Here is a 25,659-nt window from a genome sequence, read left to right as displayed (position 1 = left end):
ACCGGCACGCGGCTGCACTGGACACCTACGAGACTCAAAGCCCCCGGTCGCGCACGTGCTCCAGGGCCTGTTCCAGACCGGGTGCTTGTCACGGAATCCGCCGGTCGGCAAAGCCGGTGCCACGCATCAAGCACTGCGTGGCACCGGCTTGCCTGCCCTGCCGGCCTACTCGGCCCAGGCTGATCCCTGGATGACTTCCACGAAGTCGCCGCGCTTGAATCCCGGGACGAAGTGCGCCAAGACATCGGCCTTCACGTTGCCGAAGGTGGTGTCCGGGCGGCCCTTCAGGCCGTTGGCGAAGGCGGCCAGGATCTGGTTCTTGAAATCGGGGCGAGGGTGCGCCCCCACGACGGCATTGCGCTGGTCGTCGGTGATCGCGTCGTAGCCGATGCCCAGCACGTCGAGTTCGACGCCGCGGGTGACCAGCGCGATCTCCGGCGCCATGTGCAGCGGGACTTCCGGGGTGGTGTGCAGTGCGATGCCCGACCAGACCTTGTCTGCCGCCTCGCCGGTGATGCCGTAGTCGCCCAGGAAGCGGCGCGCCTCGTCGGCGGCGTCGATCTCGAAGCGCTGGTCGGTGCGTCGGAACTTGTCCGTGAGCCCGAGGTCGTGGAACATCGCCCCGATGTACAGCAGCTCGGGGTCGTAGTCGAGCCCCTGCGTCTGGCCGCGCAGCGATCCAAAGACAAACACGCGCCGGGAATGGTTGTACACGAGCTCGGTGGCCACCTCACGCAGGAGCTCGGTGGCATCCTGGGCCATCTTGCTGTCTGGGATCCGGATGCCTGCAATGGTCTCGGTCATGGATGCTTGCCGCCTTCTGTAGCCTGTTCTGCGAATAGTGCACTTCCCATTCTGGCCTGACGGGCTAGGCTGGGGACATGTCTTTTTTGCCCAGTCTCCCTCGATTTCGGACATGACCATCAGGATGGGCCTCGTGGTCTTCGACGGCATGACCATGCTCGATGCCAGCGGGCCGGCAGAGGTGTTCAACCTCGCCGATCCGGCGCGCGAGTTCTATGACCTCGCGTTCGTCTCGCCCCGGGGCGGTCGGGTCATTTCCTCCTCGGGGATGGAACTCGGTCAGACACTTGCCGCCGCCGATGCCGGGCCGGTGGACACGCTGCTCGTCGCCGGCGGGGCACGGCTTCCGGAAGGCCGAATCAACCAGGAGCTGCTGTCGTCCGTCGACTCGCTGGCCACTGGCGCGCAACGGGTCGCCTCGGTGTGCACCGGGGCGTTCGTCCTGGCGGAGTTGGGGCACCTCGATGGGCGCCGGGCGACGACCCACTGGCGGCACGCGCACACCCTGGCGACCCGGCATCCCCGCGTGAAGGTCGAGCCCGATGTCATCCATGTGCGCGACGGTCGCTACCTGACCTCGGCGGGAATCAGCGCTGGCATCGACCTTGCCCTGAGCCTGGTCGAGGAGGACCTCGGGGTGGAAATCGCCCGTGAAACGGCTCGCGAGCTGGTGATGTTCATGCACCGGCCCGGCGGCCAGACCCAGTTCTCGACCGCGTTGAGCACACCCCCGGCGCAGAACGGTCCGTTGCGGACGCTGATGGACTCGGTGCTGGCCGATCCCGTCGGCGCACATACCGCCTCGTCCATGGCGGCGAGCGCAGGGGTGAGCGTGCGCCACCTGAACCGGATGTTTCGGGCAGAGGCCGCCACGACTCCGGCCCGCTGGCTCGAACGGGTTCGCGTCGACGCGGCCCGGGCCCTGATCCTGGAAGGCCGCTCGATGACGCAGGTGGCGCAATTGAGCGGATTCGGAAGCGACGAAACCCTCCGACGGGCATTCGCCCGGCAGCTTGATACAACGCCGACCAGTTTCCGCGACCGCTTTTCCACAACCCGGCGGGACTGAACGTCTTCCGCCCTGGCGTTACCTGTCGCCGATGCGGATGCGGACAGCTACCCCTTTTCCGCGGGTGGTGCCCCTTCAAGCTGGTCCCGTTCTGGAGCATCCATTGTCTGGTAATTCGCGGCGCACCAACCATCCATGCCCCCGCCGTGGAACCGGTCCCTTTGGTCGACGACCATGCTCCAGCTTTCTGCTGTGCAGAATGTTGTGGTTCCGGGGAAGCGGCCGGCCCTACGGTTGATGAAACAGATCACAGCCTGGCGCAGGGTGCGCGGCAGATTCAAGGAGCAGCATGCAGTTCTACCAAGATGGCTACCGCCCGGGCGACCCGGATATCCGCCGCGCAGCTCCCGGACGCCGCGCCCCGGGGACCCTCCCCACCCAGGTCGACGTCCTCATCGCCGGCACCGGCCCCGCCGGTTCCGTCCTGGCCGCTCAGCTGGCCGAGTTCCCCGACATCTCCACCTTTGTTGTCGAACGCCGCGAGGCGGCCCTCGAACTGGGGCACGCCGACGGGGTGGCCTGCCGCACCGTGGAAATGTTCAACGGCTTCGGACTCGCCGAACGCCTCATGCGCGAGGCCTACTGGGTCAACGAGACCACCTTCTGGGGCCCCGAATCCGGCGGCGGAATCGGGCGCACCGGGCGGATCCAGGACGTCGCCGACGGACTTTCCGAGTACCCCCACGTGATCGTGAACCAGGCCCGCATGCAGGACATGCTCTTCGAGCACATGGCCAACTCCCCCAGCCGCCTGGTCCCCGACTACGGGCTGGAACTCATCGACGTGGTGGTCGCGGAGACCGGCGAGTACCCGGTCACCGCGACGCTGCGCCGCACCGGGGAGGAACCCGGCAACGAGATCACCGTCCAGGCCAAGTACGCCGTGGGCTGCGAGGGCGCCCGCTCGAACGTGCGCCGCTCGCTGGGCATCAAGTTGCAGGGAGATGCCCGCAACCACGCCTGGGGCGTCATGGACATGCTGGCTGTCACCGACTTCCCCGACATCCGCCTGAAGGCGGCCATCCAGTCGGCCTCCGGCGGGTCCATCCTCCTGATCCCGCGCGAGGGCGGCTACCTGGTGCGCCTCTACGTGGACCTCGGCGACATCGACCCGGGCGACCGCGAGGCCCGCGGGCGCTTCACCGCCGACTCGGTGATCGAGGCAGCACAGAAGATCCTTCACCCCTACACGCTCGACGTGAAGGAAATCGCCTGGTGGAGCGTCTACGAAGTGGGCCAGCGCATTGCCGATCGCTTTGACGACGTGCTGCCCGAGGACCGCGGCACCCGGACCCCACGCGTGTTCATTGCCGGGGACGCCTGCCACACGCACAGCGCCAAGGCCGGCCAGGGCATGAACGTCTCCATGCAGGACGGCTTCAACCTGGGATGGAAGCTGGCAGCGGTGCTGCAGGGCCGCAGCCCCGAGACACTTTTGGACACCTATTCCGCCGAGCGCCAGGTGATTGCCCAGGAGCTGATCGACTTCGACCTGAAGTGGTCCACCGCCATGGCCGCCAAGCCCAAGGATCCGGCCAACCCGGAGGCCGGCGGCATGGACGCCGCCGAACGCCAGGGCATCTTCACCCAGGGCGCGCGGTTCACCGCGGGCTTCGCCACCGACTACGCCCCGAGCATGATCACCGGCGAGGACACCCACGAGCACCTGGCCTCCGGCTTCCCGGTCGGCGAGCGCTTCCATTCCTCCCCAGTCATCCGCCTGGCGGATGCCAAGCCGTTGGAACTCGGCCACCAGGCCCTGGCAGACGGCCGCTGGCGGATCTACGCCTTCGCCGACGCAGCCCGGCCCGATGCAGCTGAGTCGCACCTTGCGGCCTTCTGCGCCTACCTGGGGCAGGACCCATCTTCCCCGGTCCGCGCCTTCACCCCGCACGGGGCCGACGACGACGCGGTCTTCGACGTGCGCGCGGTGCTCCAGCAGCACCACCGCGACGTGGAGCCCGGCCAGGTCCCCGCGTTCCTGCTACCGCGCAAGGCGCCGCTGGGGCTCATCGACTACGAAAAGGTCTTCACCATCGACGCGGCGAACGACATCTTCGAGGCACGCGGCGTGAACCGCGAACACGGCGCGATCGTGGTGGTGCGCCCCGACCAGTACGTGGCCCACGTGCTGCCGCTGGACGCGCACGCGGAACTGTCCGGCTTCTTCGCCGGCATCATGAAGGCCCCGGCGCTGGTGTAGCCGGATTTCATCCGTGCGGCCGGGTCCCGGCCGCACGGAGTTGGCAAAGGATCCTGTTGTGCAGAACAACCCTGCCCGCCCCTAACCTCCTCCGCCGGCCGGGCCTCGCTCTCGAGGCTGCCCGAATCCGCCGTGGCCCAGCTGTACCGCGACCGGGCCTCGGAACGCGGGGCACACGACCTGTATGCCGCGGGCTGTCCGGCCTGCTGCATGAGCTCATCGAGGTCCGATCCCGGGGCTATGCACTGAGCATCGGCCGCACCGAACCCGAGCTGGCCGCCGTCGGTGCCTCCGTGGGGACGCTGGCCAATGGCGCCTCGTTTGCGCTGTCGCTGAGCGCGACGAGCTTCCGCGCCGGGGACCTGCAGGGCACAACGGTGGTTTCCCTGTTCCAGGTGGCCTGCGGGCGGGTCCGCAACAAGTTGGATTCACTGGGTTTCGACCCCGCGTCCTGACTGCACCGACAAGATTCCGGCCTGCACCCGGGAACGAACCTGACAAGGGGCATCGGTGGGCGCACCAGCAGGGTGTAGACACATTCTGCAGGCCTCTGGGGGCGGGACGCCCAGGGAATGTCTCGGCTTCCGCAGACTCGTGCGACAAAGCCCCGGGTTAAGCCCCGTTCCCGCACGCTTTATCCGACAGTGATTCCGAGTCGGGACACCGCTTCGTGCGGACCGCCCGCGGGTCCGCTGCTCAACCCCCACAAGTCCCGAAGGCCTCCGGCCCGGCAAATGTTATCCACAGGCTTTGGGGATAACATTTGCCGTACGTTCTTCCCAGTGACAGGCCATTCGGCGCTTCCGGGTTCCGGCGCGAACTACCCAAACTCTGTCGCCGGTGCCTTGTTGCTTTGGCCACCATCAAGGCCCTGAGCGGTGCCCACTCCCATAGGATTGGATAGAGACCACTTTCCCCATGGCCAGCGACAGCTGCCTGATTCCATGGTTTCTCCTGCCGCAATACTTCTGAACGGAACCTTCATGCCTTCCCTGTCCGCCGCAACGAGCACCGCACCGACCCCGGTCGAACGCCAATCGGTGTTGCGCACCCTGCGGTCTCCGCGGCTGCTCGCCGTCGAGGTCCTGGGCGGACTGGTGGTGGCGCTCGCGCTGATCCCCGAGGCGATCGCGTTCTCGATCATCGCCGGGGTCGACCCGCGCGTGGGGCTCTTCTCCGCCTTCACCATGGCGGTGACCATCGCCATCGTGGGCGGGCGCCCGGCCATGATCTCCGCTGCCACCGGCGCAGTGGCCCTGGTCATCGCTCCGCTGGTGGCCAGCCACGGCGTGCAGTACCTGGTCGCGGCGATCCTGCTGGCCGGGCTTTTCCAGATCCTGCTGGCGGTGCTGGGCGTGGCCAAGTTGATGCGTTTCATCCCCCGCCAGGTCATGGTCGGGTTCGTGAATGCGTTGGCCATCCTGGTGTTCATCGCCCAGCTGCCCGAACTCATCAATGTCCCGTGGCTGGCCTACCCCTTGCTGGGGCTGGCGCTGCTGATCGTCTTTGGCCTGCCGCGGATCACCACGAAGGTCCCGGCCCCGCTGGTGGCGATCGTGGTCCTCACGCTCATCACCGTACTGGCCGCCGTCACCGTGCCCACGGTGGGAGACAAGGGCGAGCTGCCCTCGAGCCTTCCCCAGCTTTTCTTCCCGCAGATCCCGCTAAATCTTGAGACCTTCAAAGTCATTGCCCCGTACGCGCTCGCGGTGGCCTTCGTGGGCCTGCTCGAATCCCTGATGACGGCCAAGCTGGTCGACGACGTCACCGACACCGCGTCCAACAAGACCCGCGAGGCTTGGGGCCAGGGCGTGGCCAACCTGGTGACCGGATTCTTCGGCGGAATGGGCGGCTGCGCCATGATCGGCCAGACCATGATCAACGTGAAGGCCTCCGGGGCCCGGACCCGGATCTCCACGTTCCTGGCCGGCGTCTTCCTGCTGCTGCTGGTGGTGGTCTTCGGCGACGTGGTCGCATTGATACCCATGGTTGCGCTGGTGGCGGTCATGATCTTCGTGTCGTGGGCTACCTTCGACTGGCATTCCATTCGGCCTTCCACGCTGCGCCGCATGCCCAAGAGCGAAACCTCGGTCATGCTCATCACCGTGGTGGCCACGGTGTCCTCCAACAACCTGGCCGTGGGCGTGGGTGCCGGAGTGCTCACCGCCATGGTGCTGTTCGCCCGCCGCGTGGCGCACTTCGTCACCGTCACCCGAACCCTGGATGCCGCCGGCGAGACGGCCACCTACACGGTCAACGGCGAGCTCTTCTTTGCCTCGTCCAACGACCTCTACACGCAGTTCCAGTACGCCCTGGACCCGGGACACGTTCTCATCGACATGCACGCCTCGCACCTCTGGGACGTTTCCACGCTGGCGGCGCTCGAGGCGATCACCGCCAAGTACGAGGCCGGCGGCAAGCATGTGGAGATCGTGGGCCTGAACGATGCGAGCGCGGCCATGAAGCAGCGCATGGCCGGGCACCTGGGCTAAGCGGTCATGGCGTGGCGGCCTCGGCCAATGCACTTTCCAGCCAGGCACGCTCGAGGTCGTTGAGTGCACGGCTGGAGACCTTGTCTTCGGCCAGCGGCACCATCACCGTGGTGCCGTCAAAGACCGCCTGTCCGTCCTGGATCCCCACATGCCGCAGGGTGAACGACTTGGTGCCGATGCGCACCACCGTCAATTGGATGACCATCGTCGGCTGGTAGTACAGCGGGCGCAGGTAGTCCAGCTTCAGCGAGGCCACGACGGTGCCGTGGGGGAAGCGGCCGGCCTTGCCGCGCGGTTGGGTCCAGCGCAGCCGCGCCTCCTCCATCAGCGTGACGATGCGGGCGTTGTTCACGTGCCCCAGCGCGTCCTCGTCGGACCAGCGCAACTGCAATTCAATGTCAACGGGTCCTGAAGTGACCGCGGGGGTGTTTTCGCTCATGACCCCATTGCACCAGAGTGCGGGAAAAGCGCGCAGAACATGAAGTACGCAGGTCGCCGGAGCGTCTGCGCCGCTAGTCTGGTCGGATGCGACTCTGGAGCCTGCACCCAACGTACCTGGACACCAAGGGCCTGCTCGCCTGCTGGCGCGAGACCCTGTTGGCGCAGAAGGTGCTGGACGGGAAGACCGCCGGCTACCGGAACCACCCGCAGCTTCAACGTTTCCGCGCGACGGCCGATCCGCTCGCGGCGGTCGGGAACTACCTGGAGGGCCTGGCCCGGGAGGCCGACGCGCGCGGATACAACTTCAACCGCGCCCTCATCCTGCACCCGCCGGCGGACGGCCCGGTGCAGATGCTCACCGTGTCCACCGGCCAAATCGGTTACGAACGCGAGCACCTGCGCACCAAGCTCGCCGTGCGCGACCCGGAGCGCGAATCCCTGCTGGCTGCGGCCGACCCGCCGGCCCTGCACCCGGCCTTCGGTGCCGTTCCCGGGGACATCGAGCCCTGGGAACGGCCCGAGGCCGGACGCCGGGGTTAGCCGGCCGGGGTGAAGTCCCGCACGCCGATGTAGTCGGGGCGCGGCGCCGCGGCAGCAAACGGCTCCACCAGGGTGTTCTCCACGCTGTTGAACACGATGAAGATGTTCGAGCGCGGGTACGGGCTCACGTTGCCGTTCGAGGCGTGCATGCAATTCGAATCGAACATCACGGCCCCGCCGGCCTTGCCCTCGAGCACGTCGATCCCGTATTCGTCGGCGAATCGGGTCAACGTGTCCTTGTCCGGGGTGCCGGCGCCCTGCATGATCAGCGACTTCTTGTAGTTGCCCTCCGGGGTTTCGCCCCAGCAGGAGATGTACTTCTTGTGCGATCCGGGCATGATCATCAGCGGCCCGTTAATGGAATAGTTGTCCGTCAGCGAGATCGAGATGCTCACCGCCCTCGGGGTCGGCATGCCGTCCTCGGCGTGCCAGGTCTCGAAGTCCGAGTGCCAGGAGAATTCCTTGCCCTCGAAACCGGGCTTGAAGTTCACCCTCGACTGGTGGGTGTAGACCTCCGAGCCCAGGATCTGCCGGGCCCGTTCCACCACGCGCGGGTCGTTGGCGATTGCCTTGAAGACCTCGCTGGTGCGGTGCACGTCGAAGATCGAGCGCACTTCCTGCGACTTGGCCTCGATGATCGTCCGCTCGTCGGCCCGCACCGCAGGGTTCCGTGACATCCTCTCCAGTTCGGTGCGCAGCAATGCGAGTTCATCGGCGTTGACCAGCTGTTCGATGGCCAGGTAGCCGGTGTCTTCGAAGCCCTGCAAGGTCGCCTGGTCGATCGGGCCGTCGGCCGCGGTTCCCCGGACCACCGGGTCCGGGCGGTCCAGCACCGTGTAGTCGTTCCCTGTTCGGGTGGGGTAGGCATCGTGCACCCGAACAAGTGTCTGGCTAATGTTCGTTCCTCCTCGGTTGTTTGGTTCGCTGCGCCGTGCCGCGCAGACACCGATGTGCCGGACCCGTTGGGGGCCGGCACATCGGGAAGCCCTGCCTGGGAAAGAGGCGGGCAGTTCCAGGCGGTCCCCGTGGGGGGTCAGGAAACCGTTGCGGTCTCCCCAAGGACCAGCGGGTAGACGCCGTTCTCGTCGTGGATTTCGCGGCCGGTCACCGGCGGGTTGAAGACGCAGGCCATGCGCAGCTCGGTGGTGGCCCGCACGGTGTGCTTCTCGTTGCCGTCCAGCAGGTACATGGTGCCGTCGCGCAGCTCGTGCACCTCGCCGGTTTCCTCATTGGTCAGCGTGCCCTCGCCCTGGACGCAGTACACGGCCTCGATGTGGTTGGCGTAGTGGAACGTCGAAGTGGTTCCGGCGTAGATCACGGTGTCGTGGAAGGAGAAGCCGACGCCCTCCCCCGCAAGCACCATGCGGCGGCTGCGCCAGGTCTCCGACTTGATGTCGCGGTCGGTGTCGTTCAGGTCGTTCAGGTTGGTAACCAGCATGTGTCCTCCAGGGGATGGGTTCGGTGTGGTGGTTGGCCGTGGCCGGCCGGGTTTGGTGGGTGGGGGGCCGGCTACACGGCGGCCAGCGCCGGCGAACCGACGGCGGTGCGCACCGCCTCGGCAAGGATCCGCAGGCCGCGGTCCAGTTCCTCGTCGGTGACGGTCAGTGGCGGCATGATCTTGATGACCTCGTCCTCGGGGCCGGAGGTCTCCACCAGCAGCCCGTTGGCAAAGGCCGCGGCGGCGGCCTTGGAGGCCGTGGCCAGGTCCGGGAAGATGATCCCGGCCAGCAGGCCGCGGCCGCGCACGCCCGCGCCCTCGACGGTGCCGGCGATATCCTCCAGGCCGCGATGCAGGGTGGCGATGGTGCCGGCCAGCTGCTGCTGGAACCCGTCGTTGGCCCAGTAGGTGCGCAGCGCCGCGGTGGCGGTGACGAAGGCGGGGTTGTGCCCGCGGAAGGTCCCGTTGTGCTCGCCCGGCTCCCACACGTCCAGCTCCGGGCGGAACAGGGTCAGCGCCATCGGCAGGCCGTAGCCGGAGATCGACTTGGACAGGCACACGATGTCCGGCTCGAGGCCGGCTTCCTCGAAGCTGAAGAAGGTGCCGGTGCGGCCGCAGCCGGCTTGGACGTCGTCGACGATCAGCAGGATGTCGTGGCGCTTGAGCAGGGCCGCGAGGCCGCGCAGCCAGTCGATGCGGGCCGCCCGCAGGCCGCCCTCGCCCTGCACCGTCTCGACGATGACGGCGGCCGGCTTGTCCACGCCGGAGCCGGAATCCTCCAGGACCCGCTCGAGCCACATGAAGTCGGCGGTGGCGCCGTCGAAGTAGTCGTCGTACGGGATCTTGGAGCTGTTGGTCAGCGGGATGCCGGCGCCCTTGCGCTTGAGCGAGTTCCCGGTCACCGACAGGGAACCCAGGGTCATCCCGTGGAATGCGTTGGTGAACGAGAGGATGTGTTGGCGGCCGGTGACCTTGCGGGCCAGCTTCAGCGCGGCCTCCACGGTGTTGGTGCCGGTCGGGCCAGGGAACATCACCTTGTAGTCGAGGTGGCGCGGCTTGAGGATCAGTTCCTGGAACGTTTCCAGGAACTCTCGCTTGGCGGGGGTCATCATGTCCAGCGAGTGGACGACCGCGCCGCTGGCGAGGTAGTCCAGCAGCGGGGCGGTCAGCTTGGGGTTGTTGTGCCCGTAGTTCAGGGCGCCGGCGCCGGAGAAGAAATCGAGGTATTCGGTCCCGTCCTCCGCGGTTTGCGTGGCGCCGCTGGCGTGCGTGAACACGGCGGGCCAGCTGCGCGAATAGCTGCGGACCTCGGACTCAAGGGTTTCAAAAATGGTGCTCATGGTCTTTCCCTTCGATAGGTATGACAAAGCTGCGGCGCGTCCTTCGGAAAGGAGCCTGCCGCGGTGCGGGGATGTTGTTTTTTGGCGTGCCGAAAAGGCTTCGGCGCGGGTGAATGTGGGTGTCAGCGGATGCCGGCGGCCGCCAGCTCGGGTACGCGTGCGGCGGCGCCGGGGCCCAGCGGCCCGATCCGGTACAGGTATTCGGTGTCGTGGCCATCCGGGTACAGCTCGGGGGTGAACAACGCGGTGCGCGTCAGCTCGGCCCCGTGCCGTTCGGCGAAGCGCGTGAACAGCCGGTTGGAGGGCGCGTTGTCCTCGGTGACCGTGGTCTCGACTCCCTGCACGCAGCAGCGTGCCGCGAGTTCGTCGAGCATGGTCGCGGCCAGGCCGCGCTGCTGGAAGCCGGCACCCACGGCGACCTGCCAGACCATGAGGATTTCCGGCTCGTCGGGTCGCAGGTAGCCGGTGACGAAACCGGCCGGGGTGCCGTCGATCTCGGCGATGAGCGAGGTCTTGGCGAAGTCGCGGCACCAGAGCAGGTACGCGTACGACGTGTTCACATCCAGCACCTGGCTGTCGGTGGCCATCTGCCACAGGGTTTGGCCGTCGGATACTGCTGGTTGGCGGAATGTTGCCTCGGACAATGTGTTTTCGACTTCTTCAACCATCCACTCCAACGTAACGAGATGCCAGGCGAATTCAACCCCCGGTCCGTCGGATTTGACACGAATCGGCCCGTTGGGGGAGCGCTCAGCCCCTCCGGGGGATCCCCCGCGCGACTAAGGATGCACCGGTGCCCGGCGGGGCCGAAAACGGGCCCGAAATACCGTTACCATTTTGTTATATTACGTCGCGCCCCTGTGTCGCCCCTCACGCCGGCGAGGGGATTCCGGCGACCGGCCACCCGACGATGCCGCACGGCGGTCGCTCCAAGCCCGGGCCGCGGCGCCACACCGGCTAAACCGTGGGCAACTGAATGATCTCGCTGCGGATCAGGAAGCGCTTGCCTTCTGGCGCCTCCACCGAGAAGCCCGAGCCTCGCCCGGGAACCACGTCGATGGTCAGCTTGGTGTGCTTCCAATACTCGAATTGCTCGCGGCTCATCCAGAAATCCAGCTCCCCCAGTGCACCTCCGTCGGCATCGGGCAGCGCGAAAGTCCCCAGCAGCACGTCGGCGTCCCCGGTCTTGAAATCCCCGGCGGGGAAGCACATGGGCGAGGACCCGTCGCAGCAGCCGCCGGATTGGTGGAACATCAGCGGGCCGTATTGGCCCCAGAGCTTGCGCAGCAGCCCGGCCGCCTCGGGTGCCAGCGCCACGCGCGAAAATTCCTCGCCGGCGATCCGCGGCGCCGATACGATGTTCTCTTCCATGGTCCTGCTTCCTCGTGCTTCGTGGTTTCGCTGGCAGACACCGCCGCCCGGCGCCGTCTTGGATTGACGGCGCCGGGCGGGAGGTGCGGAACGGTCTTACCGGCTCCCCTGCCCCTTGTTCCACGGGGGCGGGGACGTCGTGGCGCCGGCCGAACGGGCCGGTGCTACTTCGCGTAGTCGATGACCACGCGGCCGTCGATCTTCGCGTGCTTCATCTCGTCGAAGACCGCGTTGACGTCCTCGAGCGGGCGGGTGTGGAAGGTCGGCTTGATCTGGCCGCGGGCGTAGAACTCCAACGCCTCGTCCATGTCCTGCCGGGTGCCCACGATCGAGCCGCGGATGGTCAGGCCCTTGAGCACGATGTCGAAGATCGGTGCCGGGAAGTCCCCCGGCGGCAGGCCGTTGAACACGATGGTTCCGCCGCGCCGGGTCATTCCGATGGCCTGGCCAAATGCCGCCGGGTGCACCGCGGTGACGAGCACCCCGTGGGCGCCGCCGGTGGCAGCCTGGATGGCCTCCGCCGGGTCCTGGGCGAATGCGTTGACCGTGACCTCGGCGCCGTGGCTGCGGGCCAGGGCCAGCTTCTCCTCGGCGACGTCGACCGCGGCGACTCGCATGCCCATGGCCACCGCGTACTGCACCGCGATGTGCCCCAGCCCGCCGATGCCGGAGATCACGACCCATTGGCCGGGACGCACCTCGGTCTGCTTCAGGCCCTTGTAGACGGTGACTCCGGCACAGAGCACCGGGGCGATCTCGAACGGGTCCGAACCCTCCGGGATGTGGGCGGCGAACTTCGCATCGACCAGCATGTACTCGCCGAAGGAACCGTCGACCGAGTAGCCGCCGTTGGACTGCGACTCGCACAGCGTCTCCCAGCCGGTGCGGCAGAATTCGCAGCTGCCGCAGGCGCTGGCCAGCCAGGCGTTGCCGACCAGGTCCCCGACCTTGACTTCGGTGACCCCTTCGCCGATCTTCTCGACCGTGCCGACGCCCTCGTGGCCCGGGACCAGCGGAAGCTTGGGCTTGACGGGCCAGTCGCCCTCGGCGGCGTGCAGGTCGGTGTGGCAGACGCCGGAGGCAATGACCTTCACCAGTGCCTGGCCGGGGCCGGGCTCGGGGATGGCGATGGTTCCGATGGTGAGTTCGTCGCCAAAATTCTCGACGATGGCTGCGCGCATGGTGCTCATGGGGGGTGTTTCCTTTGCTTTGGCCGGTGGCGCGGGCACAGGGGGATGCACCAAGCGGTGCCAGGCCCTGATCCCGCACCACCGAAGAAGGGTGGAAGGGGTGTGCTGCTTGCCGGAACGGGATGGCTGCCGGGGGTGGTGCAACGGCAGGCGGTGGCCGGTGGGGTCGAAGGCTCTTGCGCCTCCGGCCCCGCCGGCAACTGCCGGTTTAGAAGAAGCCGAGCTTGTCCTCCGAGTAGGAGACCAGCAGGTTCTTGGTCTGCTGGTAGTGGTCCAGCATCATCTTGTGGTTCTCGCGCCCGATGCCCGAGGACTTGTAGCCTCCGAAGGCGGAGTGCGCCGGGTAGGCGTGGTACTGGTTGACCCAGACGCGTCCGGCCTGGATGTCGCGGCCGGCGCGGTAGGCGGTGTTGCCGTTGCGGCTCCACACGCCCGAGCCCAGCCCGTAGAGGGTGTCGTTGGCGATCTCGATCGCGTCGTCGTAGCCGGAGAACTTCGCGACCGAGACGACGGGTCCGAAGATCTCCTCCTGGAAGATGCGCATCTTGTTGTGGCCCTCGAAGATGGTCGGCTGCACGTAGTAGCCGCCCTCCAAATCCCCGCCGAGCTCGGCACGCCCGCCGCCGGTGAGCACCTTGGCACCCTCGGCCTTGCCGATGTCCAGGTAGGAGAGGATCTTCTCCAGCTGGTCGTTGGAGGCCTGGGCACCCATCATGGTCTCGGTGTCCAGCGGGTTGCCCTGCTTGATGGCCTTGGTGCGCTCCACGACATCGGCCATGAACGAGTCGTAGATGGACTCCTGGACCAGCGCGCGCGAGGGGCAGGTGCAGACCTCGCCCTGGTTCAGCGCGAACATCGTGAAGCCCTCCTTGGCCTTGTCGTAGAACGCGTCGTCCTTGGCTGCAACGTCCTCGAAGAAGATGTTCGGGGACTTGCCGCCCAGCTCCAGGGTGACCGGGATCAGGTTCTCCGAGGCGTACTGCATGATCAGCCGGCCGGTGGTGGTCTCGCCGGTGAATGCGATCTTGCGGATGCGCTTGTTGGAGGCCAGCGGCTTGCCGGCCTCGACGCCGAAGCCGTTGACGACGTTCAGCACGCCGGCCGGGATCAGGTCGCCGATCAGTTCCATGAGCACCAGGATCGAGACCGGGGTCTGCTCGGCGGGCTTCAGGACGATGGCGTTGCCCGCGGCCAGCGCCGGGGCCAGCTTCCACACGGCCATGAGGATCGGGAAGTTCCAGGGGATGATCTGGCCGACCACGCCGAGCGGCTCGTGGAAGTGGTACGCGGTGGTGTTCTCGTCGATCTGCGAGAGGCCGCCTTCCTGGGCGCGGATGGCTCCGGCGAAGTAGCGGAAGTGGTCGACGGCCAGCGGCAGGTCGGCATTGATGGTCTCGCGGACCGCCTTGCCGTTGTCCCAGGTCTCTGCGACGGCGAGCATTTCCAGGTTTTCCTCGATGCGGTCGGCGATCTTGTTCAGGATCACCGCGCGTTCGGCCGGGCTGGTCTTGCCCCACGGGCCGGCTGCGGCCTCCGCGGCATCCAGTGCTGCTTCGATGTCCTCGGCGGTGCCGCGGCCGACCTCGCAGAAGCCCTTGCCGGTGACCGGGGTGATGTTCTCGAAGTACTGGCCCTTGACCGGGGCCACCCACTGGCCACCGATGTAGTGCTCATAACGGGACTTGAAGTGAACGAGTGAACCTTCGGTGTTGGGGTTGGCGTAGACCGTCATGACGACTCCTTGGAGATGAGTGGGGTGGTGAACTTGTTGCTTGATGTGAGCCTACTCACACCGAGGTTGCGGCAACGTTGCACGCGAGGCTGCAACGTTGCCTGGCGGGCGGGATCCCGCGGATTTCCGGGGCAATTCGCCCAGCCAACCCGCCTACCCCTCCACCCGATCGGAGCGCACCTCCCTTTTCTCCGCGCTTCCTTGAAGCTTCGGCAGGGAATTTTCAGTCCTCGGGTCCATCTCCCCGCACATTGGGCTTTTCCGGCCGCGCGCCGGGCGCGGGCGGAGCAGACTGGGGTTCATGACCACCACCGCGCCAACCGGCACCCCGAGGGGGCACGCATCCACCGACACCGCGATCCGCCACCTGGCCGACGCGCTGCTGGCGCTGGGGGCCGCGGACCTGGATGCAGCCTCCGCCGCCTTGGTGCTGGGGCTGTACGAGCAGGGAAACCGGGCGGTCGCCTTCGGGCAGCTGCTCACCGCGTTCGCCGCCGACGCGGCCGGGGTGAATCGGCTGGACCCGGAGACCGCTGCGGAGATCGATGCCCTGGCTGCCGATCCCCGGGAACTGGCCGCCGGCACCGCCCCGGTTCCCGTGGAGGCGATGTGCCAGGGGATGGCCCCGCACCGAACCACCACGGCCTGGATGCAGTCGCACCGGCACATCTCCGAGACCGAGGCGCGCCGCCGGATTGCCGGTGCCCGGTTGCTCGTCGCCCCGGCCCCGCCCGCACCGGGTTCGGTCTCGGAACCCGGCTCCGCACTCGGGGTGCCGGCATTCCGATCCTGGCCCGGGCAGCGGCCGGCTACACCCCGCCGATGTTCACCGACTAACCTCGGGATTCGATCCGTTCAAGCGCCGCGACCACCAGGGCCCGGTGCGGGGAGCGGGGTGGCAACACCTGCAATGTGGTGCCAAGGACCTCTTCGTCGTCTTGGGCCTCGGACAATCCCAGGAACCGAATCAGATGCGTGTCGCTTCCGTCTTGCAGCATTGCCTGGCGGAGGGCCGCGAACACCTCGTCACGGATCTCTTCTATGCCGGGGGCCAGCGAACGCGGCAGGATGGGACCCTGGTAATACGACAAGGCGGCGTCCAGGTCGCCCTTCTCGATTGCCCGGAGGACCTCGCGGGCATCGCATCGCGGCAGGTTTCCCAACCTGTAGGGGCGCGAGAGCGGGACCAACGACTCGTCGAAGTCCGCAAGCACCTTGCGCAACCGCACCAGTTCGGCCCGAAGCGTGCCCGCATCTGCCGCATCCGGATTGATGTGCAGCAGTTCGACGAGTTCCTCGCCGCTGAGGCCTCGCGGGTACCAGCTCAGTAGCGCGAGCAGCTCCGCATGCCGCGTGGATAGTTCAATGCTGACGTTGCCGCGGCGTAATTGGGCACCGGCACCGGAGGTCAGATGCAGCATGGATTCCGGTTCAGGTGCCATCTTGGGCTTGCGGGAGGCGGGAACGATGAAGGTCTTGCGTTCCGGATCGGCATGCTCCTGGTGCCAGCGCAGTTCCGACTCGGCCGCCGCGACGGCTGCCTTCAGGAGCGCCAATGAATGCGACGCCACGGCGTCCGCGCCACCGGTGATGTCAACAACCCCGAGCATCTCCCCGGTGTCCGGAGAATGGATGGGGACCGCAGTGCAACTCCACCGGTGGGCGATGGGATCGAAATGTTCGGCGCCGGCGACCTGCACTCCCCCGCCGGTGACCAGTGCGGTTCCCGGTGCGGAAGTCCCCACGGCTCGTTCGGACCAGTCCGCACCGGGAACAAAGGCCATGGACTCCGCATCGCGCAATACCTGACTGTCGCCCTTGACCCACAGCAACCGCCCATTGGGATCGCCGATGGCAAGGATCAGGTTGGTGTCCCGCGTCGATTCCAGGAGCAGGCGGTCAAAGACCGGCAATACCAGACGCAGCGGCGAGGCGGTTCGCAAATCGCGCAGTGCCTCGTCGCTAAGCACCGTGTGGGCATTGGATTCGACACTGTCCTTGTATTCGAGCGAGCGCAACCAGGACTCGCGGACCACATCGCGGAGCTGCCATGCCGTTTCGTCCGGGACACCGGCCCCCAGTGCCTCGTGCGCAGCCAGCGCACGGCGCTGCAAAGCCATCGAGGCCGGAGTCACCAGAGGCATCTTTTACCTTCCACGAGTCAGGAAATCCCCACCTGGGCGCCCGCACGGCACCCAATGTGACCCCCTTCACGATTTAGCTCCTAGTTTAGGGGAGATTCCATACCAGTAATACCCCTGCGGATTGGCGAGGGCCGCCCAAGGCGCAACACCGCAAGAAAGCGGTGTGATTCGCACACCCCCACGGGAAATCGAGCGATTTTCCGCAGCTCCGTCCCGGAGGGCCGCACCGCCCCGGGCGATCCGACGGGTGGAATTCTCCACCGGCTATTGCCACCGCAACGGGCGGGCACGGATCATGGGTGCGGGATCATTTCCCGACTCATCCATCGCACACCAACAAAGGAACGATCCGATGGCACGCATGATTTTCGTCAATCTTCCCACCAAGGATCTGGCAATCTCGGACACTTTTTACGCCGGGCTGGGTTTCGAGAAGAACACCGATTTCTCCAACGAGGTCGCCAGCGCCTGGATGATCACCGAGACCATCTGGGTCATGGTGCTCACCGAGGAGTTCTACTCTTCGTTCCTGCGCAACGGAGACACACCCACCTACGGCGCGGGCCCGCGCGAGGTGCTCAACGCCATCAGCGGGGAGACCCGCGAAGAGGTCGATGAGTACGCGCGCCGCGCCCTCGCCCATGGCGGCACCATCTATCGAGAGGCCGCGGAGGAGTTCCCGGGGATGTATTCCGTAGCCTTCCTGGATCCCGACGGGCACGAATGGGAGGTCGGCTGGATGGACATGTCGGCCGTCCAGGGCGCCTAGCCGCATGCGAAAGGCGTGTCGCCGGGCATGGCCCGGTGACACGCCTCGTGCCTGTGCCCGCGTGGCCCTCCGGGAACGTCCCGGATCAGGCCGTGCAGGCCTCGTTGGTGCAACCGGCATCGCGCGGCGACCAGTGGGCTTCGGCCTCGCCTTGGTCCTCCCACACGACGTGCCGGCGTTGCCCACAACGCTCACAGGCCGGTGAAAGATACGACGCACGCTCGGCATCCGTGTACAACTTGTAGTCACCCATTGCTGCCTCCCTTGAACCGCCCCCCGAGGGCTTTTCTTCACTCTACGCCGGGCCGGGTTCGGAACTCTAGGCTGCCGGGTGGTGGCGCTTGAACTTGCGGTAGTGGTTCACGGTGCTCAGCAGGATGTAGAGCCAACGCCGGGGGCTGGTTTCCTTCTTGTAGTACAGCGGATGGCTGTATCGCTTTGAGGAAATCAGCTCCTCGACCCCGCTCGTCATGTCACCGGGCACGTAACGTCGCAGGAGGCGCAGCGGAAGGATGTTGTAGAGGTGGCGTTCGCTGGCCACCTGCAGGTCGCTGCCTCCGGCCAGTCCGCCGCGCAGGTACTCCTCGACGTAGAAGCGCGTGACATTGTGTCCTGCCGCGGTGACATAGAAGTGGTTCCGGCCCAGGCGGGGATTCAGCTCGAAGAACTTGTATGCGCCGTCGCGCGGGTCCAGCTTCATGTCGAACATGGAGAAGCCGGTCCACCCGAGCTCCTCCAACAGCCGGGTCCCCTCGGCCACCGCGACATCGTTTGGCTGGGCGACGATGGCCGCCGAGTTCCCCAGGGCGCCGGGAGCATGCTCCTCGACAATGACCCGTCCGCAGGAGACAAAACGCACCCGTCCGGCCTTGTCGCTGAAGAACGTGGCCAGGTGCATGCCGCTGTCATCGCCCGGGATCAGGTCCTGGATGACGAGGGTGCCTGCGTACCCGGCTCCGGAGGCCTTGGCGACCAGGTTGGTGAGCTCCGCCAGCGAGGCGACAGTGTGGACCTTCTTCTTGCCCGGGAATTCCAGGGCTCCCCAGGCGACCCCGTCCGAGGGCTTCACGATGGCCGGGAACGGCACGCCCTCGGCTGCCAGCTCGGCCTCCAGCGCCGGGGCGTCAACGGAACCCCCGGCACAGTCGTGGACCACGGTGGCCGGGTAGCTCACGCCCAGGTCGCGGCAGAGTTGGTAGAAGGCGTCCTTCTCCGTGGCCCGGTCCAGTTCGGAGTTGCCGACGTACGGGATGGTGAACCATTCGGAGAGCTCGTCGGCATGCGTGGCGATGAAGCGGATGTGTTGGTCCGCCGCGCCCAGCAGCAGCAGCGGCCGCTTGGTGCCGTTGGAACCGCCGAATTCGCGTCCCAGTTCGGAGACGAAGGCGGCAAATGCGCCCGGGTCGTCCTGCTGCGCGAAGGGCCGCGGGAGCAGGATGCGCGAATGCTCGGTGATACCGGTCATCACCGAGGGAACAACCACCGAATGCACGTCGTATTGCTCGTGGAATTCCCGCGCCAACGAGTAGGCGCCGATGTCACCGCCCAGAATGACAGGGACAAAAGGCTGGTTCTCGCTGATCTGCATGATCCAAAACTATCAACCCGCCACAAATCGAATACCCCATGGGGGTACTTGACAACATACCCTTAGGGGGTATTATTCGAAGTATGGAAAACATTGTCGTCCCTGCCGATTCCCACGTTGACCACGGCTACACGGCCAACAAGGAAGCCCTGCTGAAGCGGCTCAGCCGCATCGAAGGCCAGGTCCGCGGGGTCAGCCGCATGGTCGACGAGGAAAAGTACTGCATCGACATCCTCACCCAGATCTCCGCCATCAATGCCGCCCTGCACAAGGTCAGCCTGGGGCTGGTCGAGGAGCACGTTTCACATTGCGTGGTCAACGCCGCTGCCCAGTCACTCGAGACCGGGGACCGGTCCTATGTGGACGACAAGGTCAGCGAAGTGACAACGGCCATCGGCCGCCTGCTGCGCTAGGTACCCACACCACTTTTCAACAACCCGACCAGGAGAACACATGAGCAACGAATCAAGCTGCGGTTGCGGCGGCTGCGGCTGCGGAAGCAACTCGAACGAAGGCCTCACCATCACCACCAAGCCCTCCGAGGAAGCCATGAGCCAGAGCACCATCACCCTGAAAATCGACGGCATGACCTGCGGCCACTGCGTCGCCTCCGTCAACGAGGAACTCAACGAGGTTCCCGGTGTCAGCAACGTCGAAGTCATCTTGTCCGCCGGAGGAACCTCCACCGCCGTCGTCACCACCAATTCCCCCGTCGAGAACTCGGTTCTCGAAGCCGCAGTGACGGAGGCCGGCTACACGCTCGTCTCCGCAAGCGCCTAAGCATCTCCCCGCTCGCCACGGGGACGGGATTCCCCAACGGGCGTCCGGGTGTCCCCCGCGGCCGGGCAAAGAAATGGAATCATGAGCAACGACATCACGTTCCCCGCCAACCAACGCATCGTCGAACTGGACATCCAGGGCATGACGTGTGCATCTTGCGTGGGTCGGGTTGAGCGAAAACTTGGAAAGATCGACGGCGTCGAGGCCCTCGTGAACCTGCCGCTGGAATCGGCACGCATCACGGTCCCCGAAAACGTCAGCGATGAACAGCTCATCGCCACGGTCCAGTCGGCCGGCTACCAGGCAAGCCTCAAGGTCGACCAGTACGCCACCGCGGCAGCCACCGCGATCCCCGGGAATAGTGGATCCGGCCAAGCGCCTTCCCCCCTGTCCACCGGCGAACCGAGCAGGCAGCTGGGCACCAACCACGCGCCGGACACCGCGGGGGACGAGCTGAAAAAGCGCCTGGTGATCGGCGCGATCTTCACCGTGCCGCTGTTCATCATTTCCATGATTCCCGGGGCGCAATTCCCCCATTGGGGCTGGGTCGCGCTGTTCCTGGCAACCCCGGTGGTCTTCTGGTCCGCCTGGCCGTTCCACCGCGCCGCGGCGATCAACGCCCGCCACTTCGCCTCCACGATGGACACCCTGGTGTCCATCGGCGTCCTGGCGGCCTACTTCTTCTCGCTCTGGCAGCTGATCGCCGACCCGAACATCACGGCACACGTCGGCATGTCGATGAGCGATCACGCGCTGTACTTCGAAACCGCCGGCGTCGTGGCCACGTTCCTGCTGCTCGGCCGCTGGCTCGAGGCCCGCGCCAAGTCTCGTGCCGGCGACGCGCTGAAGGCCCTGCTGGACCTGGGCGCCAAGGAAGCCACGGTGCTGCGCAACGGCGTGGAAACCAAGATCGCGGCCTCCGAGCTGGTTCCCGGCGACGAGTTCGTCGTGAGGCCCGGGGAGAAGATCGCCACCGACGGCTTCGTCGTCACCGGGCACTCGGCCATCGACACCGCGCTGGTCACCGGCGAGTCGGTGCCCGTCGAGGTGGGTCCGGACGACACCGTCACCGGTGCCACCATCAACACCTCCGGGGCCCTGCTGGTGCGAGCCACCCGCGTCGGGGCGGACACCACCCTGGCCCAGATGGGCCGGCTGGTGTCCGAGGCGCAGACCGGCAAGGCACCCATAGCCCGGCTGGCCGACCGCATTTCCGCCGTCTTCGTGCCGATCGTGCTGGTCATCGCGCTTCTCACCTTCATCCTCTGGCTGGTGTTCACCGGTGAGGTGAACTCCGCCTTCACCGCGGCCGTCGCCGTGCTGGTCATCGCCTGCCCGTGCGCCTTGGGCCTTGCCACCCCGATCGGGCTGCTGGTGGGAACCGGTCGCGGGGCCCAGTTAGGCATCCTGATCCGCGGCCCCCAGGTCCTGGAAGACACCCGCAAGATCGACACCGTGCTGCTGGACAAGACCGGAACCATCACCGAGGGGAACCTCGCCGTCACCTCGCTGGACCCGGTCGACGGGTTCGACGAGTCGGAGCTGCTGGCCCTGGCCGGTGCGGCGGAGTCCGGCTCGGAGCACCCGATCGCCCACGCGATCGTCGCAGCGGCCCGCGCCAAGGACTCGCTGCGAGAGACCAGCGGATTCAATTCCGCACCGGGCGGCGGCGTGCGCGCCACGGTCGGCACCCGAGTTGTTGTCGCGGGCAGGGAAAGCTGGTTGAAGGAAAACGGCATCGAACTCACCGATGCGCACCGCGCCGGCCTTGCCGCCGCGCAGCAGGCCGGAGCCACCTCCATCATGGTTGGCGTCGACGGCTCCTTCGCCGGACTGGTGAACCTGACCGACACCATCAAGGAATCCTCCGCCGCCGCCATAGCCAAGCTCAAGGAACTGGGCCTGCGCCCGGTGCTGCTCACCGGCGACAACGCCGCGGTCGCCAAGCTGGTTGCAGCCCAGGTCGGCATCGCCGGGGAGGACGTCTTCGCCGACGTGTTCCCCGACGGCAAGGCCCGGGCCGTGCGTGAGCTCCAGGCCCGCGGCCAGGTGGTCGCCATGGTCGGCGACGGCGTGAACGACGCCCCGGCGCTGGCCCAGGCCGACCTCGGCATCGCCATGGGATCGGGCACCGACGTCGCCATCGAGGCGGCCGACCTGACCATCATGGGCAACGACCTGGCCCAGGTGGCGCAGTCCATCGAGCTTTCCCGCAAGACCCTGGGCACCATCAAGGTGAACCTGTTCTGGGCCTTCGCCTACAACACGGCCGGCATCCCGATCGCGGCACTCGGGTTCCTGAACCCGATGATCGCCGGGGCCGCGATGGCCGCCAGTTCGGTGCTGGTGGTGGCCAACTCGCTGCGCCTGCGTCGCTTCGGCCGCAAGTAGACTTCGTCCCCGTCCCTCCGCACGACGCCGGATCCCCGCTCCTCCTGCCATGGAGGCGCAGGGCTCCGGCGTTTGGCTTGTCCGGGACCAGGCGTCCGTCGGTCCGCTACGGGCTACGCAGTTCGTCGGCACGCACCAGCAGCACGCCCCCGACGATCAACATCCCGCCGAGCAGCTGGATCCCGGCGGGCAGTTCGCCCAGCAGCAGCCACGCCCAGAGCACCGCAAAGAGCACCTCGGTCAGGGAGATGAAGGACGCCAGCTTCGAGCCCAGGGCGCGGGCCGCCATGATCCCGGTGACATAGGAAATGACGGTGGAGATGAGGACCAGTCCACCCAGGGCCACCCACCACTGCGTCTCCCATTGCGCCAACCGCACCGGCACGAAGGTCATCTTCATTTCCAGCAGGCCTACCAGCGCCAACAGGCCCATGGTTGCCGCTCCGACCAGCAGCCCGCCGGTGGCCAGCACGATCGGTGGCAGCGCGCCGTCCGCCCGGGCGCTGACGAAGAAGTACACGGTCAGGCCCACTGCCGCACCCAATCCCCACAGCACCCCGATCGGATCCACCCGGGTGTCCCCGGTGAGGTCCAGGACCAATGCGAGCCCGGCCAGCGAAAGCAGCGTGCCCCCGATCGTCATGACCTTGGGCCGCTTGCGGAACTTCACCCAGAGGAAGAGCACGATCAACACCGGCGCCAGGTATTCGAGCAGCAGCGCCACCCCGACGTCAAGGCGCTCGACGGCCAGGAAGTAGAAGAACTGGCAGGCTCCGACGCCGAAGAGCCCAAAAAGCAGGATGGATTTCCAGTTGGTCGCCACCAATGGCCACTTGCCGCGCATGACCAGGAGCGTCGGAAGCAGCAGCACCAGCGCGGCCCCGGCCATCCGCAGGGTGACCGCCGCGGCAGGGCTCCATCCGGCCTCGAGCAGCGCCTTTGCGAACGAACCCGATACACCGAAGACCGCCGAGGAAAACAGGGCGACCCCGATCCCGCCCAGGCGTGGCTTGCGCAGCGTCGGGGAGACCGGGAGCGGTGCAGGAGGTGCCACCTGGGTATGGATTTCTTCTCTTGGCACGGCGAAACGCTCCCTGGGACGAGGTTGCTCCGGCGAACGAGGTGGCCTTATGACCCAAATCGACTGTCAGGAGCAAAAGAATGTATGCTCATGACATTAGGACCACAGTGGTTCCTCCGTCAATACACGCGTCCCCACAGGAGTCATAATGATATTTGCCCCTGACACAGAAGTTGCCCTGGGTACCATCGTGGCGCTCATCAACTCGGCAACCCCTTCAAACGACCACCTGCTGACCGGGGCGGACCTCGACCATTTCCTGGACCAGCAGGGGTTCACCGGATCACGCACCCGCAACGAGGCGGAGTTGCGTTCGGTGCGCCAGCTGCGCAGCCAGCTGCACTGCATCTGGCTGGCCGACGAGGAGCAGTCGGTGGACGCTGTCAACAACATCCTGCGCAACGCACGGGCGTTGCCGCAGCTGGTCAAGCACGACGGCTGGGAATACCACATCCACGCCACCACCCCGGAGGCGCCGCTGAGCGAACGCATGGCGGTCGAGGCCGCCATGGCGCTGGTCGACGTGCTGCGTTCAGGGGAATTGTCCCGGCTGAGGGTCTGCGCGGCCACGGACTGCGAGGCGGTGCTGCTGGATCTGTCCCGGAACCGCTCCAAGCGCTACTGCGACACCGGCAACTGCGCCAACCGCGAGCACGTCCGCGCATACCGCCAACGGAAATCCGAGCAAAAACCCGGGGCTTGAACATACACTGGAGCCATGGGGCGAAAGTGCATTCGTCCCGCCGATCGGAGGAGTCCCCGTGAACAGCGAAGAAGTCCCGCAACCGCAACAGCACGCCGCTGACGAGTACGAAGTCGACCTGGAGAAGTCCAACGACGGCCCGGTGCGCGCTGCGGCCCGCTGGGCGGCCGGCCTGGTCGATGCATTCTTCGGCGGAGACGGGTCAGACGCCGTCGGCGCCGCCGTCGTGGTCCACCGCATCGACAACGACGCCGAGGTGCTGCGCATCAATGCCGGCAGCATCGAGGAGGCCGAGTCACTGGTGGCGATGGTCCGCTCCGACCTGGAGGAGCTGGGACACGAAGAGTTCTTGGACCGCTGGGGCGGGCGCGACGGCGCCGAGCCGGCGCGTTAGAAAGGTTCCCCGGCGTCCAGCTGGCTCGCACCCTCGGGCGGCACGGCCACTGGCCGTACCAGTCCCCCGCCATGGCTTGGGCACACCGCTCGACGGGTTACCGCCCCTGTGCCGGGATGAATGCCGCAGCCAGTGCCGGCAGCTTGCCTTCGAAGTAGTACCCGCAGGCCGGGGCGGGGCACTGAAGCCACCCACCCGACACTCACCGAACCGCCCGTTAAGCAGCGAAGCCGCCCGGATTCTTCCAGGGCGGCTTCGGTGAAAGGACTAGTTACTTCTTGGTGTCCGGCTTTTCATCCGGCGTGGACGACGAGCGGTTGACGCCCGATCCGGTGCCCATTTCCTCGGGGTTGTCCTTGCCGGCCATGGTCATCACGGAGATGACCAGCAGGCAGGCGACAAAGGCGACGCCGAAGGCGACCAGCCCGATGTCGATCCGCAACGGGTTGTCGGACCCGCCGGTTGCCGAGATGGTGGCAATGACGCCGGCGATGATGGCCATGACCAGGGAGAACGACAGGGGTGCCTTGATACTCTGCTGCCAAGATTTCTTCTGCTCGGCTGGGGTGTTGCCCACGAAAGGCCCTCCTACGGATTTTTGGTTCAACATCTAGTCTAGCTCCAAACCCCGGTCTCGGGTTCCTTGGCCGCATGGCGCAGGCCGAAGGCAGAAATCAGCTCAAACACCGCCAGGATGATGGCCCCGCCGCCGGCCAGGCCGAGCAGTCCGTGCGCGTCGAGGTCCAGTCCCATCAGCAGCGCGGCCCCGGCGCCCAGCGACACGAAGCCGGTGACCAGCTGGTCCTTGAACGGGGCGAAGTCGGCGCGGTGCCGGATGAAGACCRCGATTTCCAGCACCCCGGCGATGATCCAGGCCGCGGCAGCGGCGATCGCGATCACCAGCGTCTCGGGCCGGAAGGCCATCACCAGGGCCGCGATGATCATCGCCACCGCGGCGACCGCGTAGAGGCCGCGCACCGGCTTCTGCGCGCTTGGGGCACTGGCGTAGTCCCAGAGGAACTTCGAGCTGAGCACCATGAAGGCGGCCAGCGCATAGGCCAGCACCTGGTTGGTGGCGGCGGGCCAGAAGATGGACAGGAGCGCAAAACCGGCGGCCGTCGCGGCGCGCCCCATGACTGGGACGGCTACTTCGGCGGCAATGGTTGCGGGGATCTTTACTGCAGGCACG

26 protein-coding genes are annotated in these 25,659 nt (G+C 66.7%); 11 read left to right on the top strand and 15 right to left on the bottom strand.

The window, feature by feature from the left end; all coding sequences use genetic code 11:
* Positions 1 to 165: 165 nt before the first annotated feature.
* Positions 166 to 804, bottom strand: coding sequence for an HD domain-containing protein (locus BLJ79_RS05860; protein WP_071213761.1), 639 nt, complete (start codon positions 802 to 804; stop codon positions 166 to 168).
* A 112-nt stretch (positions 805 to 916) separates the two neighbouring features.
* Here BLJ79_RS05860 and BLJ79_RS05855 point away from each other — a divergent pair, with 112 nt between their 5' ends.
* From BLJ79_RS05855 to BLJ79_RS05845, 4 genes are all read left to right on the top strand, one after another.
* The gene (locus tag BLJ79_RS05855; protein ID WP_071213760.1) at positions 917 to 1,873 is read left to right on the top strand and encodes a GlxA family transcriptional regulator; all 957 of its coding nucleotides are present in this window, start codon (positions 917 to 919) and stop codon (positions 1,871 to 1,873) included.
* 289 nt (positions 1,874 to 2,162) lie between these two features.
* On the top strand, positions 2,163 to 4,076 hold the full coding sequence (locus BLJ79_RS05850; RefSeq protein ID WP_071213759.1) for an FAD-binding monooxygenase: 1,914 nt from the start codon (positions 2,163 to 2,165) through the stop codon (positions 4,074 to 4,076).
* 56 nt (positions 4,077 to 4,132) lie between these two features.
* Positions 4,133 to 4,531 carry an IclR family transcriptional regulator gene (locus BLJ79_RS22770; RefSeq protein WP_139194743.1) on the top strand — a complete coding sequence of 133 codons (399 nt, stop codon included), beginning with the start codon at positions 4,133 to 4,135 and terminating at the stop codon, positions 4,529 to 4,531.
* Between the two features lie 528 nt (positions 4,532 to 5,059).
* Positions 5,060 to 6,568 (top strand): SulP family inorganic anion transporter, encoded by a 1,509-nt coding sequence (locus tag BLJ79_RS05845; RefSeq protein ID WP_071213758.1) that lies wholly within the window; start codon positions 5,060 to 5,062, stop codon positions 6,566 to 6,568.
* A 4-nt stretch (positions 6,569 to 6,572) separates the two neighbouring features.
* Here the strand turns inward: BLJ79_RS05845 and BLJ79_RS05840 are convergent, their stop codons facing one another.
* Positions 6,573 to 7,007 carry an acyl-CoA thioesterase gene (locus BLJ79_RS05840; protein WP_071213757.1) on the bottom strand — a complete coding sequence of 145 codons (435 nt, stop codon included), beginning with the start codon at positions 7,005 to 7,007 and terminating at the stop codon, positions 6,573 to 6,575.
* Between the two features lie 86 nt (positions 7,008 to 7,093).
* On the opposite strand from BLJ79_RS05840, the gene BLJ79_RS05835 reads away from it, so the two are divergent.
* Positions 7,094 to 7,549: a pyrimidine dimer DNA glycosylase/endonuclease V gene (locus tag BLJ79_RS05835; protein WP_071213756.1), complete on the top strand. Its 456-nt coding sequence runs from the start codon at positions 7,094 to 7,096 to the stop codon at positions 7,547 to 7,549.
* On the opposite strand, the gene thpD is transcribed toward BLJ79_RS05835, so the two are convergent.
* The 8 genes from thpD to BLJ79_RS05790 all read right to left on the bottom strand — a co-directional run bounded on the left by thpD (position 7,546) and on the right by BLJ79_RS05790 (position 16,764).
* Entirely contained in the window at positions 7,546 to 8,424 is an 879-nt protein-coding gene (gene thpD, locus BLJ79_RS05830; RefSeq protein WP_286135274.1) for an ectoine hydroxylase, read from the bottom strand. The two genes, BLJ79_RS05835 and thpD, sit on opposite strands and share 4 nt — an antisense overlap.
* Before the next feature lie 158 nt (positions 8,425 to 8,582).
* On the bottom strand, positions 8,583 to 8,987 hold the full coding sequence (locus tag BLJ79_RS05825) for an ectoine synthase (protein WP_071213754.1): 405 nt from the start codon (positions 8,985 to 8,987) through the stop codon (positions 8,583 to 8,585).
* A gap of 71 nt (positions 8,988 to 9,058) precedes the next feature.
* Positions 9,059 to 10,327 carry a diaminobutyrate--2-oxoglutarate transaminase gene (gene ectB, locus BLJ79_RS05820; protein ID WP_071213753.1) on the bottom strand — a complete coding sequence of 423 codons (1,269 nt, stop codon included), beginning with the start codon at positions 10,325 to 10,327 and terminating at the stop codon, positions 9,059 to 9,061.
* 122 nt (positions 10,328 to 10,449) lie between these two features.
* Positions 10,450 to 10,971 carry a diaminobutyrate acetyltransferase gene (gene ectA, locus BLJ79_RS05815; RefSeq protein WP_286135273.1) on the bottom strand — a complete coding sequence of 174 codons (522 nt, stop codon included), beginning with the start codon at positions 10,969 to 10,971 and terminating at the stop codon, positions 10,450 to 10,452.
* 313 nt (positions 10,972 to 11,284) lie between these two features.
* Positions 11,285 to 11,698: a DUF779 domain-containing protein gene (locus BLJ79_RS05810; protein ID WP_071213751.1), complete on the bottom strand. Its 414-nt coding sequence runs from the start codon at positions 11,696 to 11,698 to the stop codon at positions 11,285 to 11,287.
* Between the two features lie 164 nt (positions 11,699 to 11,862).
* Positions 11,863 to 12,888 carry an alcohol dehydrogenase AdhP gene (gene adhP / locus BLJ79_RS05805; protein ID WP_071213750.1) on the bottom strand — a complete coding sequence of 342 codons (1,026 nt, stop codon included), beginning with the start codon at positions 12,886 to 12,888 and terminating at the stop codon, positions 11,863 to 11,865.
* A 208-nt stretch (positions 12,889 to 13,096) separates the two neighbouring features.
* The gene (adh, locus tag BLJ79_RS05800; RefSeq protein WP_071213749.1) at positions 13,097 to 14,620 is read right to left on the bottom strand and encodes an aldehyde dehydrogenase; all 1,524 of its coding nucleotides are present in this window, start codon (positions 14,618 to 14,620) and stop codon (positions 13,097 to 13,099) included.
* Between the two features lie 833 nt (positions 14,621 to 15,453).
* Positions 15,454 to 16,764: a helix-turn-helix domain-containing protein gene (locus BLJ79_RS05790; RefSeq protein ID WP_071213747.1), complete on the bottom strand. Its 1,311-nt coding sequence runs from the start codon at positions 16,762 to 16,764 to the stop codon at positions 15,454 to 15,456.
* Positions 16,765 to 17,116: 352 nt separating this feature from the next.
* On the opposite strand from BLJ79_RS05790, the gene BLJ79_RS05785 reads away from it, so the two are divergent.
* A complete protein-coding gene (locus BLJ79_RS05785; protein WP_071213746.1) occupies positions 17,117 to 17,533 on the top strand; it encodes a VOC family protein in 417 nt (138 codons plus the stop codon).
* 85 nt (positions 17,534 to 17,618) lie between these two features.
* Here BLJ79_RS05785 and BLJ79_RS23295 read toward each other — a convergent pair whose 3' ends face one another.
* The gene (locus BLJ79_RS23295; RefSeq protein WP_175475403.1) at positions 17,619 to 17,786 is read right to left on the bottom strand and encodes a hypothetical protein; all 168 of its coding nucleotides are present in this window, start codon (positions 17,784 to 17,786) and stop codon (positions 17,619 to 17,621) included.
* A 66-nt stretch (positions 17,787 to 17,852) separates the two neighbouring features.
* A complete protein-coding gene (locus BLJ79_RS05780; protein ID WP_071213745.1) occupies positions 17,853 to 19,121 on the bottom strand; it encodes a carboxylate--amine ligase in 1,269 nt (422 codons plus the stop codon).
* Positions 19,122 to 19,204: 83 nt separating this feature from the next.
* On the opposite strand from BLJ79_RS05780, the gene BLJ79_RS05775 reads away from it, so the two are divergent.
* The 3 genes from BLJ79_RS05775 (at position 19,205) to BLJ79_RS05765 (ending at position 22,292) form a co-directional block, all read left to right on the top strand.
* Positions 19,205 to 19,534, top strand: a complete 330-nt coding sequence (locus tag BLJ79_RS05775) for a metal-sensitive transcriptional regulator (protein WP_071213744.1) — start codon at positions 19,205 to 19,207, stop codon at positions 19,532 to 19,534.
* 40 nt (positions 19,535 to 19,574) lie between these two features.
* Positions 19,575 to 19,901: a heavy-metal-associated domain-containing protein gene (locus BLJ79_RS05770; RefSeq protein ID WP_175475402.1), complete on the top strand. Its 327-nt coding sequence runs from the start codon at positions 19,575 to 19,577 to the stop codon at positions 19,899 to 19,901.
* 81 nt (positions 19,902 to 19,982) lie between these two features.
* Entirely contained in the window at positions 19,983 to 22,292 is a 2,310-nt protein-coding gene (locus BLJ79_RS05765; protein ID WP_071213743.1) for a heavy metal translocating P-type ATPase, read from the top strand.
* Between the two features lie 106 nt (positions 22,293 to 22,398).
* Here the strand turns inward: BLJ79_RS05765 and BLJ79_RS05760 are convergent, their stop codons facing one another.
* A complete protein-coding gene (locus BLJ79_RS05760) occupies positions 22,399 to 23,373 on the bottom strand; it encodes an EamA family transporter (RefSeq protein WP_071213742.1) in 975 nt (324 codons plus the stop codon).
* Between the two features lie 148 nt (positions 23,374 to 23,521).
* Here BLJ79_RS05760 and BLJ79_RS05755 point away from each other — a divergent pair, with 148 nt between their 5' ends.
* Together BLJ79_RS05755 and BLJ79_RS05750 are read left to right on the top strand one after the other, a co-directional pair.
* The gene (locus BLJ79_RS05755) at positions 23,522 to 24,076 is read left to right on the top strand and encodes a CGNR zinc finger domain-containing protein (RefSeq protein ID WP_071213741.1); all 555 of its coding nucleotides are present in this window, start codon (positions 23,522 to 23,524) and stop codon (positions 24,074 to 24,076) included.
* 58 nt (positions 24,077 to 24,134) lie between these two features.
* A complete protein-coding gene (locus BLJ79_RS05750; RefSeq protein ID WP_071213740.1) occupies positions 24,135 to 24,470 on the top strand; it encodes a hypothetical protein in 336 nt (111 codons plus the stop codon).
* Positions 24,471 to 24,741: 271 nt separating this feature from the next.
* Here the strand turns inward: BLJ79_RS05750 and BLJ79_RS05745 are convergent, their stop codons facing one another.
* Entirely contained in the window at positions 24,742 to 25,047 is a 306-nt protein-coding gene (locus BLJ79_RS05745) for a hypothetical protein (protein ID WP_071213739.1), read from the bottom strand.
* 38 nt (positions 25,048 to 25,085) lie between these two features.
* Positions 25,086 to 25,658, bottom strand: coding sequence for a DUF308 domain-containing protein (locus BLJ79_RS05740; protein ID WP_139194742.1), 573 nt, complete (start codon positions 25,656 to 25,658; stop codon positions 25,086 to 25,088).
* Between the last annotated feature and the right edge of the window lies 1 nt (position 25,659).

Origin of the sequence: Arthrobacter sp. UCD-GKA (assembly GCF_001863355.1) — a bacterium.
GTDB lineage: Bacteria > Actinomycetota > Actinomycetes > Actinomycetales > Micrococcaceae > Paeniglutamicibacter.
The sequence above is the reverse complement of the archived record's forward strand: the minus strand, read 5'-3'. Positions and strand labels throughout refer to the sequence as shown.